This is a genomic window from Zoogloea sp., from assembly GCF_023150065.1.
Classification (GTDB): Bacteria; Pseudomonadota; Gammaproteobacteria; order Burkholderiales; family Rhodocyclaceae; genus Zoogloea.
Genome location: NZ_JAKLLN010000002.1, coordinates 182,047 through 198,242, shown reverse-complemented (window position 1 = coordinate 198,242; position 16,196 = coordinate 182,047). Strand labels below are relative to the sequence as shown.

At 65.7% G+C, this 16,196-nt stretch carries 10 protein-coding genes; 5 read left to right on the top strand and 5 right to left on the bottom strand.

Features of this window, described 5'->3' with window-relative positions; translation table 11 throughout:
- Window positions 1–37 precede the first annotated feature (37 nt).
- Window positions 38–607: a dCTP deaminase gene (gene dcd, locus L6Q67_RS04140; protein WP_296565754.1), complete on the bottom strand. Its 570-nt coding sequence runs from the start codon at window positions 605–607 to the stop codon at window positions 38–40.
- 105 nt (window positions 608–712) lie between these two features.
- Window positions 713–1,804 (bottom strand): iron-sulfur cluster carrier protein ApbC, encoded by a 1,092-nt coding sequence (gene apbC / locus L6Q67_RS04135; protein WP_296565750.1) that lies wholly within the window; start codon window positions 1,802–1,804, stop codon window positions 713–715.
- Window positions 1,805–1,973: 169 nt separating this feature from the next.
- Between apbC and metG the strand changes: the two genes are divergently transcribed.
- From metG to L6Q67_RS04115, 4 genes are all read left to right on the top strand, one after another.
- On the top strand, window positions 1,974–4,136 hold the full coding sequence (metG, locus tag L6Q67_RS04130; protein ID WP_296565748.1) for a methionine--tRNA ligase: 2,163 nt from the start codon (window positions 1,974–1,976) through the stop codon (window positions 4,134–4,136).
- A 36-nt stretch (window positions 4,137–4,172) separates the two neighbouring features.
- Window positions 4,173–4,454 (top strand): hypothetical protein, encoded by a 282-nt coding sequence (locus L6Q67_RS04125; RefSeq protein WP_296565746.1) that lies wholly within the window; start codon window positions 4,173–4,175, stop codon window positions 4,452–4,454.
- Window positions 4,455–4,588: 134 nt separating this feature from the next.
- Complete coding sequence (locus L6Q67_RS04120; protein ID WP_296565743.1) at window positions 4,589–6,274, top strand: SulP family inorganic anion transporter; 1,686 nt, start codon at window positions 4,589–4,591, stop codon at window positions 6,272–6,274.
- Window positions 6,275–6,452: 178 nt separating this feature from the next.
- Window positions 6,453–8,945 (top strand): bifunctional diguanylate cyclase/phosphodiesterase, encoded by a 2,493-nt coding sequence (locus tag L6Q67_RS04115; RefSeq protein WP_296565741.1) that lies wholly within the window; start codon window positions 6,453–6,455, stop codon window positions 8,943–8,945.
- 21 nt (window positions 8,946–8,966) lie between these two features.
- Here the strand turns inward: L6Q67_RS04115 and dnaE are convergent, their stop codons facing one another.
- Genes dnaE through L6Q67_RS04100 form a run of 3 tightly spaced genes read right to left on the bottom strand, consistent with a single transcriptional unit; the run spans window position 8,967 to window position 14,950 of the window.
- Window positions 8,967–12,455 carry a DNA polymerase III subunit alpha gene (gene dnaE, locus L6Q67_RS04110; protein WP_296565739.1) on the bottom strand — a complete coding sequence of 1,163 codons (3,489 nt, stop codon included), beginning with the start codon at window positions 12,453–12,455 and terminating at the stop codon, window positions 8,967–8,969.
- Between the two features lie 32 nt (window positions 12,456–12,487).
- The gene (locus tag L6Q67_RS04105) at window positions 12,488–13,804 is read right to left on the bottom strand and encodes a hemolysin family protein (RefSeq protein WP_296565735.1); all 1,317 of its coding nucleotides are present in this window, start codon (window positions 13,802–13,804) and stop codon (window positions 12,488–12,490) included.
- A 24-nt stretch (window positions 13,805–13,828) separates the two neighbouring features.
- Window positions 13,829–14,950, bottom strand: a complete 1,122-nt coding sequence (locus tag L6Q67_RS04100) for a rhomboid family intramembrane serine protease (RefSeq protein WP_296565733.1) — start codon at window positions 14,948–14,950, stop codon at window positions 13,829–13,831.
- Between the two features lie 188 nt (window positions 14,951–15,138).
- Here L6Q67_RS04100 and L6Q67_RS04095 point away from each other — a divergent pair, with 188 nt between their 5' ends.
- Complete coding sequence (locus L6Q67_RS04095; protein WP_296565730.1) at window positions 15,139–16,191, top strand: GGDEF domain-containing protein; 1,053 nt, start codon at window positions 15,139–15,141, stop codon at window positions 16,189–16,191.
- The last annotated feature ends 5 nt before the right edge of the window (window positions 16,192–16,196 follow it).

Here is a 16,196-nt window from a genome sequence, read left to right as displayed (position 1 = left end):
GGTCCGCCCGTCGTTCAAACTGTAGCTGACAAGTATTTCAGATTTTCGGCAGGGTCACGCCGGTCTGACCCAGATATTTACCACCCCGGTCCTTGTAGGAGGTGGCGCACACCTCGTCGGATTCGAAGAAGAGCATCTGGGCCACGCCCTCGTTGGCGTAGATCTTGGCCGGCAGCGGCGTGGTATTGGAAAACTCCAGCGTCACGTGGCCTTCCCACTCGGGCTCGAGGGGCGTCACGTTGACGATGATGCCGCAGCGGGCATAGGTGGACTTGCCCAGACACACGGTCAACACGCTGCGCGGGATGCGGAAGTACTCCACGGTGCGGGCCAGGGCGAAGGAGTTCGGCGGGATGATGCACACATCACCGACGAAATCGACGAAATTGCGCTCGTCGAAGTTCTTCGGGTCCACGATGGTGGAGTTGATGTTGGTGAAAATCTTGAACTCGTTGGCCACCCGCACGTCGTAGCCGTAGCTCGAGGTGCCGTAGGAAACGATCTTGCCGCCTTCATTGTGGCGCACCAGTTCGGGAGCGAAGGGTTCGATCATCTTCGCTTCGCCTTCCGACATGCGGCGAATCCAGTGGTCCGATTTGATGCTCACGGGCAGCCCCTGCAAAAAACGCGGATTGTACACATGCACGGTCAGCCGTGGGCGTTGATCGCCGGGGATCTGCAGCAAGCGATGGCTGCTGCAGACCCCTTCCGATCAGGTGTTCTGCACCACGATGTTCGGGAACTTGTGGCTCATGTCCTTCTGCTTCTCCGCAATGGCGATGGCCACCTGACGGGCGATGCCCTTGTAGAGCTCCGCCACACGGCCGTCGGGGTCGGCCACTACGGTGGGCACGCCGCTATCCACCTCGCGGCGGATCTGGATGTCGAGGGGCAACGCGCCGAGGAAGGGCACGCCGTAATCCTTGCACAGGGTCTCGCCACCTCCGGTGCCGAAGATATGCTCCTCGTGACCACACTTGGAACAGATGTGGAGGCTCATGTTCTCGACGATACCGATGATGGGCACACCGACCTTCTCGAACATCTTGAGCCCCTTGCGGGCGTCCAGCAGGGCGATGTCCTGGGGCGTGGTGACGATCACGGCGCCGGTCACCGGAACGCTCTGGGACAGGGTCAGCTGGATGTCACCGGTACCCGGGGGCATGTCGATGATCAGGTAATCCAGGTCGCGCCAGTTGGTCTCCTTGAGCAGCTGGTTGAGGGCCTGGGTGGCCATCGGGCCGCGCCACACCATCGGGGTTTCCACGTCGACCAGAAAGCCGATGGACATGACCTGCAGGCCATGGGCCTCCAGGGGCTCCATCGACTTGCCATCCACCGACTCGGGCTTGAGATCGCCGATGCCCAGCATCTGGGGCTGGGACGGACCGTAGATGTCGGCATCGAGGATGCCCACCGTCGCCCCCTCGGCAGCCAGGGCCAGGGCCAGGTTCACCGACGTGGTGCTCTTGCCCACACCGCCCTTGCCGGAGGCTACGGCGATGATGTTCTTGACCCCGGGCATCAGCTTGGCGCCCTGCTGAACCGCATGGGCCACGATCTTGCTGAACACGTTGGCACTCACGTTGCCCACACCCGGCACGGAGCGGACCTGGGCGATCAGGGCCTGGCGGATACCGTCCACCTGGCTCTTCGCCGGGTAGCCGAGCTCGATGTCGAAGGACACATCGGTGCCACTGATGCGCAGGTTCTTGACCCAGCGGGACGCTACATAGTCCTTGCCGGTATTCGGATCGGCATACTGCCGGAGGCTGTCGAGGACGCTTTGTTCAGTCAGGCTCATGGTGTCGGAGGCCGGTTTGCGGCGAAAGAATGAAAACATGGGTCCGGGGGGTTGGCAGCAAGCAAACCCGAGTAATTTACTCCAGTTTACCGAAATCCCGCCCCGGCCGCGATGGGGGAAGCCCTTTGATAGAATGCCGGATTCCGAATTCACTCGCAGCATGCCGCCCATGACCTCCCCGCGCACGATCCTCGTCACCAATGCCCTGCCCTACGCCAACGGCGACATCCACCTCGGTCACCTGGTGGGCTACATCCAGGCCGACATCTGGGTGCGCTACCAGCGCATGCGCGGCAACACGGTGCACTACGTGTGTGCGGACGACACCCACGGCACCCCGGTCATGCTCCGCGCCGAAAAGGAAGGCCTGACGCCCGAGCAGCTCATCAACCGGGTGCACGGCGAGCACAGCCGCGACTTCCGTGATTTCGGCGTGGCCTTCGACAACTACCATTCCACCCACAGCGACGAGAACCGCTGGTACGCCGAAGACATCTACACCCGCCTGCGCGACACCGCCCGGCTCATCGACACCCGGGCCATCGAGCAGTTCTACGATCCGGTCAAGGAGATGTTCCTGCCGGACCGCTTCATCAAGGGCGAGTGCCCCAAGTGTGGCGCAGCCGACCAGTACGGCGACAACTGCGAGGTGTGCGGCGCGGCCTACGCCCCCACCGAGCTCAAGAACCCCTACTCGGCCGTATCCGGCGCCAAGCCGGTGCTCAAGACCTCCGAGCACTACTTCTTCCGCCTCTCCGACCCCCGCGCCGTCGAGTTCCTGCGGGACTGGACCCAGGGCACCACGCCCGACGGTTCGCGCCGCCTGCAGCTCGAAGCCGCCAACAAGATGAAGGAGTGGCTGGGCGACGCTGGCGAGAACAAGCTCTCCGACTGGGACATCTCCCGCGACGCGCCTTACTTCGGCTTCCAGATCCCCGACGCGCCGGGCAAGTATTTCTACGTGTGGCTTGACGCCCCCATCGGCTACTTCGCCAGCTTCAAGAACCTCGCCGCCCGCAGGCCCGACATCGACGTGGCCGCCTTCACCGAGGCCGGCCCGGCCGCCGCCACCGGCACCGAGCTGATCCACTTCATCGGCAAGGACATCCTGTATTTCCACGCCCTGTTCTGGCCGGCCATGCTGCACTTCGCCGGCTACCGCGCCCCCACCCAGCTGTGCGTCAACGGCTTCCTCACCGTGGACGGCGCCAAGATGAGCAAGAGCCGCGGCACCTTCATCACCGCCCGCTCCTACACCGAGCAGAAGCTCAACCCCGAGTGGCTGCGCTACTACTTCGCCGGCAAGTCCAACGGCACCATGGAGGACGTGGACCTCAACCTCGACGACATGATCGCCAAGGTCAATTCCGACCTGGTGGGCAAGTTCGTCAACATCGCCAGCCGCTGCGCGGGGTTCATCGCCAAGCGCTTTGATGGCAAGCTCGGCGAGCACGACGCCACCGCCGCCCTCGACTGGAACCTGGACGAGGTCAGCGCCGCCTTCGAGACCCGCGACTTCAGCCGGGCCCTGCGCAAGATCATGGAGTTCGCCGACCAGGCCAACGGCTACGTCAACGACAACAAGCCCTGGGAGCTGGCCAAACAGGAGGGCCAGGAAGCCCGCCTGCACGTGGTGTGCACCACCGCCATCAACATCTTCAAGGCCCTCACCGGCCTGCTCAAGCCGGTGCTGCCGACCCTCGCCAGCCAGGTCGAATCCTTTCTCGCCATCGACGCGCTGGACTGGAACAACCTCCTCGCCCCGCTGCCGGCCGGCCACACCATCAACACCTACAGCCACCTGATGACCCGCATCGAGCGCAAGCAGGTGGATGCCCTGCTGGAGGCCAACCGGGAATCCCTGGCGCCCGCCGTCACCGAAGCCCAGCCTGCCAAGGGCAAGGACGACAAGGCCGCCCACTCCGAGCAGCGGCACGCCCAGCACCAGGCCCACGCCGCCACTGCCGAGGCCGCTGCGACCAGCGAGTTCGAGCCCTTCATCTCCATCGACGACTTTGGCAAGGTCGACCTGCGCATCGCGAAGATCGTCTCCGCCGAACACGTGGAAGGTGCCGCCAAGCTGCTGCGCCTGCAGCTCGACATCGGTGAAGAGAAGCCGCGCCAGGTCTTTGCCGGCATCAAGTCGGCCTACGACCCGGCCACCCTGGTCGGCCGCATGACGGTAATGGTGGCCAACCTGGCCCCGCGCAAGATGAAGTTCGGCATGTCCGAGGGCATGGTTCTGGCCGCGTCCGACGCCTCCGGCGAGACCCCGGGGCTGTTCATCCTGTCGCCCGACGCCGGCGCCACCCCCGGGATGCGCGTCAAGTAAGCCCCCTGTCAGCCACCCGCCTTAAGCTCCTGCGCGATGAACACCAAGCGTTCCCCCTTGCCCCGCCTGACCCCAGCCTTCTGGGGCTGGGCCGCCCTCGACATGGTCGGGGTGCTGGTCCTGGCCCTCGGGGCGGCCTACCTGATGGAAGGCCGGGCCTCGCTGCTGCCCGGTTTTCCGGCCAACAGCCTGCAGGCCTGGCTATGCATGGGCGGCGGCATCGCCACCGTCTTCGTGGCCGCAGTGAAGATGCTGGTGGAAGTCATGCACAGCGCTTCCGCCGGCAACAAGGCGGCCAACGACAGCCACTTTTCCTGAGTCACCCCCACCCACCATGCCCCTGACCGCCTGCAAGCGATGGATCGTCCAGCATCGCACCGGGCCAGGCATCGCAGCTCCGCAAGGCGCGCCCCATGGCGCACACCCGACTTTCCCTCGATTGCGGAGGCTGCATGAAAATCGTTTTCCACCCCAAGCTTCTCGACACCCTGCCCGGCTACAACGGCGCGCAGTTCGGTCGTGACGCCTCCGCCGGCCTGACGGTCGGCGTCCTTGCCCTGCCCCTGGCCATGGCCTTTGCCATCGCCTCCGGCATGTCGCCCACCGCCGGCATCTGGACGGCCATCGTCGCCGGCTTCCTGATTTCCGCCCTCGGCGGCTCCCGGGTGCAGATCGGCGGCCCCACCGGCGCCTTCATCCCCATCATCTACGGCATCGTCGTCGAGTACGGCGTACAGAACCTGCTGGTGGCCACCATGCTGGCCGGTGCCATACTGGTGGCCATGGGCGTGTTCCGCCTCGGCAACCTGATCCGCTTCATCCCCAAGACGGTGGTGATCGGCTTCACCAACGGCATCGCGGTGGTCATCTTCCTGGCCCAGATAAAGGATTTCCTGGGCCTGCGGATCGACCACCTGCCTGGCGAGTTCTTTGGCAAGGTCAAAGCCCTGGTCACCCACCTGGACACCATCGACCTGCCCACTGTGGCCCTGTCGGTCGCCTCCATCATCGTGCTCCTGTCGTGGAACCGGCTGGCCCGGCGCTTCAAGCCGCTTGCCCGGCTGCCCGGTCCCCTGGGCGTGCTGATCGTCGCCACCGCCGCCAATGCCCTGCTGCAGCTGCCAGTGGAAACCATCGGCACCCGCTTCAACGGCATCCCCCAGGATCTGCCCGCCTTCGCCCTGCCCCAGCTGTCCCTCGAGACCCTCGGCAAGCTGATCTCCCCGGCCCTCACCATCGCCCTGCTCGGTGCAATCGAATCGCTGCTGTCGGCGCGGGTGGCCGATGCAGCCATCGAGGACCGTCACGACCCCAACCAGGAACTCATCGCCCAGGGCCTGGCCAACCTCGCCGCGCCGCTGTTCGGCGGGTTTGCGGCCACCGGCGCCATCGCCCGCACCGCCACCAACGTGCGCACCGGCGGCCGCAGCCCGGTGGCAGGCATCGTCCATGCACTGGTGCTGCTGGCCGTGGTGCTGGTGTTCGCGCCCTTTGCCAAACACATCCCCCTGGCCACCCTGTCGGCCATCGTGGTGGTGGTGGCCATCAACATGGGCGAATGGCACGAATTCCGCGGCCTCACGCGCTTCTCGGTCAACTACCGCACCACCCTGCTGAGCACCTTCTTCGTCACCGTCTTCTTCGACCTGACCCTGGCGGTGGAACTGGGCATGGTGCTGGCCAGCCTGTTCTTCATCTACCGCATGTCCGATCTCACCCGGGTCGAGCGCCTGCCGCTGACCGAGCTGTCGATGCTGCCCGGCTTCCTCTACCCCGACGGATCACCCCGGGCCGTCGCCTACTCGCTCTACGGCACCCTCTTCTTCGGCGCCATCCACAAGCTCGAGACCCTGCTCGACCCAGCCCAGCGCCACCCCGAGGTGGTGATCCTCGACATGCACCACCTGGTCAACCTGGACACCACCGGGCTCGAGGGCCTGGAGAGCCTGTGCAAGAACCTCCACAAGAAGGGCTGTGCCTTGATCCTGAGCAGCCTGAACAACCAGCCCGCCTCCCTGATCCATCGCTCGGGCTTCGCGGATGAAGTAGGCATCAACAACATCTGCGGCGACATCTACGGCGCCCTGGCCCGTGCCCGTGATCTGCTGCCGAGGTTCATGGATGAAGACAACCTCTGAGCCCGCAACCCGACGGGCAGCGCCGGGGTGGGTCAGCCCGGCCGGCCGCCCCCCGGGCCACCGGAAGCGCCCGCAAAAAAGCACTTCAACCACCATACCCATACTGGGGTAGGTGCCAATCGGGATAGAATAAGGGCATTTTCTGGCGCCTTCACCAACCCGCGACCCGACCCTCGCCGTGCCCCACTCCGCCCACCCTGAAGGCCACGACATCTGGGACTTTTCCCTGTCCCCGTTCGAGCACTTTCCCACCCTGATCTGGCGTGCGGGCACTGACGCCAGGTGCAGTTACTTCAATCAGACCTGGCTTGACTTCACCGGCCGCAGCCTCGACCAGGAAGTCGGTGACGGCTGGACCCATGGCGTCCACCCCGAAGACTTCGATCGCTGCGTCGGCACCTATCTGGAGCACTTCGCGGTCCGCACCCCGTTCGAGATGGAGTACCGCCTGCGGCGCCGTGACGGGCAGTACCGCTGGATCATCGACACCGGCCGCCCCCTCTACGACAAGGCTGGCGAGTTTGCGGGTTACATCGGTTCCTGTCTCGACATCACCGACCGCCGCAACACCGAAGCCGAACTGCGCGAGCGCGAGAACCGCCTGAGCACCCTGCTCGCCTCCATGGGCGAAGGGGTGGTCATGCGCGACGCCCAGGGAATGCTGCTGCTGCACAACAGCAGCGCCGAACAGATCCTCGGGCTCAGCGCCAAGGCCATGCAGGGCTGGGATGTGCACGGCGGGCTCCTCACCTACCTCAACGAAGACGGCGAACCCATCCCCCCCGATCAGATCCCGGCCATGCAGGTGATCGCCACGGGTCAGCCCAGGGCCGGCTTGCTCGGGCTGGACCGCCGGGACGGACGCCGACGCTGGCTGTGGACCAATTCGATCCCCCTGTTCGACGATAACGACGCCACCACCCCCTGCGGAGTGGTCACCACCATCGCCGACATCACCGCACGACGGGAAGACGAGGAACAACTGCGCCTGGCGCTGACCGTCTTCCGCAACAGCGTCGAGGCGATCATCGTCACCGATGCCCAGGAACGCATCCTGTCGGTCAATCGCGCGTTCAGCGAAGTCACCGGCTACAGCGCCGAGGACGCCATCGGCAAGACCCCCCGCATGCTCCAGTCCGGCCACCACGGCCCGGACTTCTACGCTGCCATGTGGCGCGACATCCAGGAGCATGGTTTCTGGCAGGGCGAGGTTTATGACCGGCGCAAGAACGGCACCCTCTACCCCTCCGCCCTGTCCATCAGCGTGGTGCGCGACAAGCTGGAGCGCATCACCCATTACGTGGCGGTGTTTTCGGACATCACCGAGCGCAAGGCCTCGGAAGCCCGCATTGCCTACCTGGCCCAGCACGACCCCCTGACCGGCCTGCCCAACCGCGCCCTGCTCCAGGACCGCCTCGACCAGGCCCTGGCCAGCGCCGTTCGCCACAACAGCCGCATCGCCCTGCTGTTTCTCGATCTGGACCGCTTCAAGACCATCAACGACTCCCTCGGCCACATGACCGGTGACCGGCTGCTCCAGGGCGTGGCCCTGCGCCTGTCGGCGTGCACCCGGGAGACCGACACCATCAGCCGCCAGGGGGGCGACGAATTCCTGATTGTCCTCACCGATGTGGAGGGGCCCGACGACGCGGCCCGGGTGGCCGAGAAGATCCTCGACCAGCTGCGTCCGCCCTTCGACATCGACGGCCAGCAGCTGGCCACCTCCTTCTCCATCGGGATCGCCCTCTATCCCGAGGACGGAAGCTGTGCCGACAGCCTGATGAAGAATGCCGACACCGCCATGTACCACGCCAAGGAGTGCGGCCGGAACACCTACCGCTTCTTTGACGAGCTCATGAACGTCAATGCCCTTGAGCGCCTGCACATGGAAAACGCCCTGCGCCAGGCCCTCGAGCAGCAGGAATTCAGCCTCTATTACCAACCCCAGGTGAGCCTGGCGAGCGGCCGCATCATCGGTGTGGAGGCTTTGCTGCGCTGGTTCAGCGGCGCCCTGGGTGGCGTGTCGCCCGCGTCCTTCATTCCCCTTGCCGAAGAATGCGGGCTCATCGTGCCCATCGGGCGCTGGGTGCTCCATCAGGCCTGCCGGCAGGCCGTGCTGTGGCAGGAGCAGGGCTTCGAGCCCATCCCCGTGGCAGTCAACCTGTCGGCTCTGCAGTTCCGCCGGGCCGACATGGTGGCCACCGTGCGCGAAGCCCTCGAGGCCAGCGGACTGGCGCCCCGATGGCTGGAGCTGGAGCTCACCGAATCCCTGCTGATGCAATCAGGGACCGAAGTCGAACGCACCCTTGCCGGGCTCAAGGCCCTGGGGGTGCGCATGTCCATCGACGATTTTGGCACCGGCTATTCGAGCCTGGCCTATCTCAAGCGCTTTCCTGTGGACTGCCTGAAGATCGATCAGAGCTTCGTACGCGACCTCATCGACGACCCGGACGATGCCGCCATCGTGCGGGCGGTGATCCAGCTCGGGCGCAGCCTGCGCCTGGAGGTGATTGCCGAGGGCACAGAGACCCCCGAGCAGCTCGACGTCCTGCGCGCCGAAGGCTGCTTTGCCGCCCAGGGCTTTGTCTTCAGCCCGCCGCTGCCGGCGGAGGCGCTCAACGATCTGCTGCGCATCGGCGTGCTGCCGGGCAGCCTGATCATCTCGGACTGAGCCCGGGCTCCCCGGGGCGCGTCAGGGGTAGATGACCTCGACCGCGTCGGCCGGCAGCCACTCGCGCAGGCTCTCCAGCAGACTGTCGTCGGGACGCACCCGCCAGGCCGCACCGAAGGGCAGATCGCCCTCGGCCACCCCATTGCGGTAACGCACGCGGACCGCACACTCCCCGTCACGGAAGGGGGTCAGCACGCTCTGCAGGCGCTCGGCCGCGGCGACAGCGCCGCCCGTTTCCCCGACCTCACCATTGAGCCGCAACTGAAGCGCCCGGGCGTAACGCCCCCGCGCCTCACCGAGGGTCATCAGCTTGTCGGCGACGATGCGGTAACCACCCGAGAACTCGTCATTGCTGACCTTGGCCTCGACGATCAGCACTTCATCCACCACGATGCGCTGGCGGTTGTTGTCGAAGACCTCGGAGAACACCGAGACCTCCCGCGGGGTGGTGCCGTCATCCAGCAGCACGAAGGCGATCTTGCCCCGGGCCGTCATCTTGGCGCGCACCTCCATGACCACACCGGCCATGGTGACGAGATCGCGGGACGGTTCGACCTGAGTCAGGGGCCGCCGCACGAAGCGCCGCACTTCTTCCTTGAAGGCATTGAACGGATGGCCGGAGAGGAAGAAGCCGATGGCCAGCTTCTCCTCCTTGAGTTTCTCCCGCTCGCCCCAGGGGCGCACCTTCACATAGTCGACCATCGGCGCGGCCGCTTCGCCGGGGATGTCGAACAGGCCGCCCTGCAACGCGTTGGCGGCAATCTGCTCGGCGGCCTCCATGGCGATGCCCACGCTGGCCAGCAGCTTGTGGCGGTCGGCCGGCTGCACCGGGTCTAGGGTGTCGAAGGCACCGGCCCGCACCAGCGCCTCGATGACCCGCCGGTTGGCCATGCGCTTGTCCACCCGGCAGCAGAAGTCGAAGAGATCCTTGAAGGGGCCGGACTCCCGCGCGGCCAGGATGGCCCGCACGGCCGGCTCGCCCACGCCCTTGACTGCCCCCAGGCCATAGCGGATGGTCTTGGCGTCGGTGGGCACGAAACGGTAGTCGGACTGGTTCACGTCCGGCGGCAGCACCACGATGCGGTTGGCGATCGTGTCTTCGTAGAAGATCTTGATCGTGTCGGTGTTGTCCAGGTCCGACGACATGGTGGCCGCCATGAAGGCCGAGCAGTGATAGGCCTTCAGCCAGGCGGTATGGTAGGTGACCACCGCGTAGGCCGCCGTGTGCGACTTGTTGAAGCCGTACTCGGCAAACTTGGTCATCAGGTCGAAGAGCTGCTCGGCCAGGGCCGGGTCATAGCCCTTCTGGCGGGCACCGTCGGCGATGGTCTCCCGGTGCTTGGCCATCTCGTCGGCCTTCTTCTTGCCCATCGCCCGGCGCAGCATGTCGGCGCCACCGAGGGTGTAGCCGCCGATGATCTGGGAGATCTGCATCACCTGTTCCTGGTACACGATCACCCCGTAGGTGGGTGACAGGCAGGCGGTGAGGTCCGGGTGGAAGTAGTCGATGGCCTGCTGGCCCTTCTTGCGCAGGATGAAGTCGTCCACCATGCCCGAGCCCAGCGGGCCCGGCCGGTAGAGGGCCAGCACGGCGATGATGTCTTCGAAGCGGTCGGGGGCGAGCTTCTTGAGAAGCTTCTTCATGCCGTCCGACTCCACCTGGAAGATCGCCGTGGTGTTGGCTTCGCGGAGGATCTGGTAGGCCGCCTGGTCTTCGAAGCCCAGGCTCATCAGGTCGGGCCGCTCACCGGTGAGGCGCTTCACGTATTCGAGGGCAAGCTCGATGATGGTGAGGTTGCGCAGGCCCAGGAAGTCGAACTTGACCAGGCCCACCGCCTCCACGTCGTCCTTGTCGAACTGGGATACCGGCGTGGCGTCGTCGCCGTCGGCGATGTACAGCGGGCAGAAATCAGTGAGTTTGCCCGGCGCGATGAGCACGCCCCCGGCGTGCATGCCGACCCCGCGGGTGAGGCCTTCGAGGGGCTCAGCCAGGCTCCACAGCTCCTGCACGGATTCGCCATCGTTGCCGTCGACCATCAGTTCGTTGATCTGCGGCTCCTGCTCCCGGGCCTCGGCCAGGGACAGGGGCTTGTTCTGCACCACCGGGATCAGCTTGGACAGGCGATCACACAGGCCGTAAGGCAGGTCGAGCACCCGGCCTACGTCCCGCACCACGGCCTTCGAGGCCATGGTGCCGAAAGTGGCAATCTGGCTCACCGCGTCGGCGCCGTAGTGGGCGCGCACGTACTCGATGACCTTGTAGCGGTTGTCCTGGCAGAAGTCGATGTCGAAGTCGGGCATGGACACCCGCTCCGGGTTGAGGAAGCGCTCGAACAGCAGGGCGTAGGCCAGCGGATCGATGTCGGTGATGCGCAGGCTGTAGGCCACCAGCGAGCCGGCACCCGACCCCCGCCCCGGGCCCACCGGCACCCCGTTGTGCTTGGCCCAGTTGATGAAGTCGGCCACGATCAGGAAGTAGCCGGGGAAGCCCATCTGGATGATGGTGTCGGTCTCGAACTTGAGCCGGGCTTCGTACTCCTCGCGTTTCTGCTCCCGCTCCACCTCGTTGGGGAAGAGCTCCTTGAGGCGCACCTCCAGGCCGGAGCGGGCCTCCGCCACCAGGAAGTCATCGAGGGTCATGCCCTCGGGGGTCGGGAACTGGGGCAGGAAGTTCTTGCCCAGCTGCACGGTCAGGGAGCAACGCCGGGCGATCTCGACGCTGTTCTCAAGGGCCTCGGGGATGTCGGCAAACAGCGCACACATCTCGTCCTGGGTCTTGAAGTACTGCTCGGGCGTGAAATCCTTCGGGCGGCGCTTGTCGGCCAGCACATTGCCCTGGGCAATGCACACGCGGGCCTCGTGGGCCTTGAAGTCCTCGGGCCGGGTGAACTGGATCGGGTGAGTGGCCACCACCGGCAGGTCGAGGCGCGAGGCGATCTGCAGGGCGTCGCGGATGTAGGCCTCGGTGCCCGGATGCCCTGCACGCTGGATCTCGACGTAGAAGGCGCCCGGAAAGCGTTCCGCCCAGTCTGCCGCCAGCTTCTCGGCCAGGGCCACATTGCCGTTGGCCAGGGCCTGGCCCATATCGCCATCCCGGGCGCCGGACAGGCACAGCAGGTCGCTGGCGGTCCCGGCGTCCAGCCAGTCGCGGCGCAACTCGGCCCGCCCCCGGTATTTGTTCTCGATGAAGGCCCGGGTCAGGAGCTCGCACAACTGGCCATAGCCCTTGCGATTGCGGCAGATCAGCAGGACCCGGGTCGGCTTGTCGCGCTCGATGTCGTTGGTGATCCAGCAATCGGCGCCGATGACCGGCTTGATGCCCTTGCCGCGGGCACCCTTGTAGAACTTGACCATCCCGAACAGGTTGGCCAGATCGGAGATACCAAGGGCCGGCATGCCGTCGGCAGCGGCGCGGGCAATGGCGGAGTCCACCTGCACGATCCCGTCGGAGATCGAATACTCGGTATGGAGGCGCAGATGGATGTAGCGGGGGGCGTGGGATTCAGGCATCCCGCAATTTTACCCGCCCGCCCGCATCGGTTTCACCCTTCGGTAGAGATTTCTCCGGCGGGCGGCACCAGCCGGCTGACCAGCAGCTGATCGATGCGGTGGCTATCCACATCGATGACCTCGAAGCGGTAGCCGCCAAAATCCACCCGGTCGGTACGGCGGGGGATCTTGCGCAGGTGATACATCATGAAGCCGGCAATCGTTTCGTAGTGCTCGCTGCCGTCGCCATCGTCGATGTCGAGCACGCGCATCACGTCAGCCGCCGCAGTGGCCCCATCCACCAGCCAGGAGCTATCGTCCCGGCGCACGATCTGCTCTTCCTGGACCTGCTCGACGTCGTCCCCGACCAGGGCCCGGAAGATGTCATTGAGGGTGATCACCCCCACCACCAGGGCGTACTCGTTGATGATCACCGCAAAATCCTCCCGGGCCTCGCGAAAGCGCTCGAGCACCTCGGACAGGGTCAGGGTGTCAGGCAGGGCCAGCAGCGGATTGATCGGGGCATCGGCCTTCATGGACAGGGACTGGCCCGCCAGCACCCGGTTGAGGAGATCCTTGGCATCCACATAGCCCACCACCTTGTCGATACCGCCGTCGCACACCGGAAAACGGTTGAAGGGCCGCCCGGCGATCTTCTGGCGGATGCTGTCCTCCCCCTCCTGCAGGGTGAAGAACACCACGCTGTCACGGGTGGTCATGGCCGACGGGGCGCTGCGCACCTCCAGGCCAAACACGTTCTCGATCAGCGCATGCTCCTGCTCGGCCAGCACCCCCGCCTGCGCCCCGGCCTCAACTACAGCGATGATCTCGTCCGGCGTTACCGTATCGTTGCGGGTGGTGGCCACCCCGAGGAGGCGGAACAGCAGGTCGGCGGCCTCGTTGTAAAGCCACAACAAGGGACGCAACCAGCGGATCAGCACACTCATGGGCGCGGCCACCGCCATCGCCATGCGCTCCGGCGCAGCCATGCCCAGACGCTTGGGCATCAGGTCGGCAAACAGGATGAACAGGGAGGTGACCACCATGAAGGACAGGGCGAAGGCCAGTGTGTCCACGTAGGCCGCCGGCACCAGCGCCGCCAGCAGGCCCGCCAGCCACGGCGAGAAGGCACCCTCGCCGACAATGCCGCCCATGATGGCCACTGCATTGAGCCCGATCTGCACCAGGGTGAAGAAGGGCCCCGGCCGGGCCTGCAGGGCCAGCACTCGTGCCGCGCCCTCGCTGCCGTTCTCGGCCAGCACCGCCAGCCGCGACTTGCGCGACGCCGCCACCGAAATCTCGGCAATCGAGAAGAAGGCGCTGATGCCGACCAGGAGCAGGATGAGGAGGATATGCTGGAAGAAATCCATGACGCGCTCGGCCCGGGGCGACGCTCAGCGGGCCCCTGCCTCCACCGACTTGCGCAGACGCATCTGGAGCAGGATGTTGTCGGCCTGCACCTGGAGCGCCCGGGAGCGCTCCACCCATACCGTCTGCCGGGTTTCAAAAGCCTGGGCAAGCGCCTTCAGGGCGTCCCGCCGGGTGCTGGCATAGTTGATCAGCTCGCGGCGTTGCCAGTCGCCGGCCGCCGGCGCTTCGGTCCACGACAGCTGATTGACCTGCCGCTCCCAGCGCGGGATGAAATCGTGCTCCAGCACATCCAGGGCTGCGGCCTCGGTGATGCGGCGCTGGCGCAGGGAATCCATCAGGGCAGCCTGTTCGCGCAGCAGGTCCTGCTCTTCGAGGGCGAAATGCTGGAGGGTCTGCTGGTAGGCCGAGTCAACCTCGTAGCGCCGGACCACCTCGGGCGTCTGCTGCCACAGCACACCGCCGATGGCCACCACAGCGAGCATGCCCCCCAGGGCCCGGCCGGTCAGCCACTGCACCGGCCGCGGCGAGACGATGGGCTCGGCCAGCGCCAGGCCCAGCAGCGCCCCGCCCGCCAGCCCGCCCAGGTGGGCCGCGTTGTCGATGCCCGGCAGTGAAAAGCCGGCAAACAGGGAGTAGCCGATGAAACCCAGGGTGCCGGAACGCATCTCCCTGAACACCTCGCCGGGCACCGAGCCTCGTTGCAGCAGCAGGTAGGCCAGCAAGGCACCGTACACGCCAAAGATCGCCCCCGAGGCGCCAACACTGACGCCCCCCTGCTTCCACCACAGGCTGGCCAGGTTGCCGATCAGCCCGGCGCCGATGTAGATCACGATGAACCCGGCCCGGCCGAACAGACGCTCGACCACCTGCCCCGCCTGGTAGAGCGCCAGCATGTTGAGCCCCACGTGGAGCAGCCCCCCATGCAGGAACAGGGCCGACAGCAGCCGCCAGGGCTCCCCCTTCTGGATCAGGGGCGCGAAGTTGCCCCCCGCCCGGATCAACAGCTCGGACGGAAACTGCATCGGGCTCCGGGAAACCACCGCGAGCAGCGCAAAGACAAGAACATTGACGACCACGATGGCGAGGGTGACATCGGCCCGGCGAACGCGTGAAAAGAGGAGGTTGGCGAAGGTGTCGTAGTTCAAGGGAGGGGTGGCGCAGCGGGAAGACCGTCCGATTATACGCATGGCCGGATGACGACCTTGAGGATCCCTGGCAACGTGAAACGGCACGCCACAGGACGTGACAGACTACCGGAACGAAGTCATCAAAGACGTGAAAAACACCAAGTCCCTGGGATAGAATCAAGGGTTGAAAGCCTCCTATCGGGCCCATGATCCACGTTCTCAAGCATGTCGAATCCATCACCCAGCACCGGGATCGCACCCTGCTGGAGTTGGGTGTCGCCTCAGCCCTGTTCGAACTTGTGAAGGCCCGGGAGGTGAACCTTTACAAGGTCAGCCAGCACGGCACCGACAGCTTCCTTGCCCGTGTCACCCACGTCGGCCAGGACGGGGTGCGCTACGTGCAGTCGGAGTTCGACGAGGGCGGCGAGGCCATCCCCCTGACTCAGCGCCCGGAAATGGTGGCCTGCGTGGAGCAGACCCAGATCGTGCGACGCCACGACAGTGAGCACAGCGGCTACGTGCACTGCTTTCCAATCAGCGTCGACCGCCGCGTGCTGGGCGTGCTCGAAGTCGTCTGCAACACCCCGCTCTCGACGGAAGATCTGGGCACTGCCGAGGGTTTTCTGGGCCTCTACCGGAACTATCTCAGCCTGCTCGACTACAGCGAGCGGGACACCCTGACCGGGCTGCTCAACCGCAAGACCTTCGACGAAAACCTGGGCAAGATCCTCCAGGGGCTCGCACCTGGCGAGTCAGGCCTGAACCGGGATGCCACCCCGCCCCATCGCCGGCGCCAGCATGAAGACGGCAGCTACTGGCTGGCCGTGGTGGACGTGGATCACTTCAAGCGAGTGAACGACCAGTTCGGGCACCTGTATGGTGACGAGGTGCTGCTGCTGCTTGCCCGGATCATGCAGGAGAGCTTCCGGCATCAGGATCGCCTGTTCCGATTCGGGGGCGAGGAGTTCGTGGTCATTCTGCGGGCATCCTCCGACCACGAGGTGTCTGTTGCGCTTGAACGCCTGCGTGCTGGCGTCGAAGCCCACACCTTCCCGCAGGTCGGCACGGTGACGGTGAGCATCGGCTACACCGGCATCCACTCCAGTGACACCATCCCCGACATCGTTGGCCGGGCTGACGACGCCCTTTACGTGGCCAAGGACAATGGCCGCAACCAAGTGCGCAGCTACGAGACGCTCCTGGCCTGCGGTCAGGTCTCTGCCCGCGAAGCACCCGACAGCGACATCGAGCTGTTCTAGCGCGC